General features: G+C 33.3%; 2 protein-coding genes. Both read left to right on the plus strand.

Annotation, left to right across the window (positions count from 1 at the left end; all coding sequences use genetic code 11):
* The first annotated feature begins 42 nt into the window (after positions 1-42).
* A complete protein-coding gene (locus QM491_RS25595) occupies positions 43-435 on the plus strand; it encodes a helix-turn-helix domain-containing protein (protein WP_374761275.1) in 393 nt (130 codons plus the stop codon).
* A 5-nt stretch (positions 436-440) separates the two neighbouring features.
* Positions 441-1,328 carry an IS3 family transposase gene (locus QM491_RS25435; RefSeq protein ID WP_374761276.1) on the plus strand — a complete coding sequence of 296 codons (888 nt, stop codon included), beginning with the start codon at positions 441-443 and terminating at the stop codon, positions 1,326-1,328.
* Positions 1,329-1,362 lie beyond the last annotated feature (34 nt).

The raw sequence follows: 1,362 nt of genomic DNA on the forward strand, positions 1-1,362 counted from the left end.
TGTCTAGTCCTGAAATAGGTTGTCATCCAACCGACTTATTAAATGGAAACAAGTTCAAAAGCGAAACAGAAGCGTAGTCAACGAGATTACAGTATGGCTTTTAAATTACAAGTTATTGCAGAAGTAGAAAAAGGCGAGTTGAGTTATAAACAAGCTCAGCGGAAATATGGTATTCAAGGTAGAAGCACCGTTTTGGTTTGGTTGCGAAAGCATAGTATCTTAGATTGGTCAGCCCATAAATGGAAACACCCCTCAACGATGTCTATTGAAAAAACGCCCGAACAAAAGATAAAAGAGCTTGAAGTTTTACTAGCTAAAGAGAAGGAAAAAGTTCATGTTTTAAATGTAGCTATTGATATAGCAGATGAATTATTTAAGACAGAAATCAGAAAAAAGTATTTACCCAAACAATCAAAAAAGCCAAAGCACCCTTAATAGGAATTAAAGGGGTAAGTGAATTGTTTGGGTTTAGCAGACAGTCGTATTACAAAGCTAAAAGTAGTAGATTAAAACGCAATACAGAGTTGATACAAGTGCGAGATATGGTAATGCGAATAAGGTGTTCGATGCCTAGAATAGGCACTCGTAAACTTTATTTTTTATTAAAAGAAGACTTTAAAGCGTTAAATATCAGTATGGGGAGAGATGTATTATTTAAGCTATTGAAGGCTGAACATCTGCTTATTAAGCCTAAAAGGAGTTATGTAAAAACAACAGATTCAACGCATTGGATGAAAAAATACCCTAATATTGCGAAGAATCTCACAGTTACCGCACCAGAACAGCTATGGGTAAGTGACATTACCTATATCAAAACAGACACTGGACATCAGTATTTGAGTTTGATTACAGATGCTTATTCGAAAAAGATTATGGGTTATCAACTCTTGGATAATCTAACAAGCCAAGGACCTTTAAATGCTCTAGAATCTGCATTGAAAAACAGAAAATATAATCATCAATTGATGCACCATTCTGATAGAGGGTTGCAATATTGTTCGGCTGATTATATCAAAAAATTACATGAAAATAAAGTGCAAATTAGTATGACAGAAAATGGAGACCCATATGAAAATGCAATAGCCGAAAGAGTAAATGGTATCTTAAAATATGAGTTTTTAATAATAGATGGATTCAAAAATCATCAAGAAGCATTCAACGTCATAAAAGAATCTATTGAAATTTATAATGATATAAGACCCCATATGAGCTGTCAAATGCTAACACCTAATAAAGCTCATAGGCAAAAAGAAATACCATTAATAAAATGGAAGAAAAAAACCTCGAAAGTAAGTCCTTCCGAGGCTAATATTAATCAAATTTTATAATCTAATCCTTGTCAACTTTTTTCAGGACTAGACA

It is taken from the genome of Flectobacillus longus (assembly GCF_030056705.1).
Taxonomy (GTDB): domain Bacteria; phylum Bacteroidota; class Bacteroidia; order Cytophagales; family Spirosomataceae; genus Flectobacillus; species Flectobacillus longus.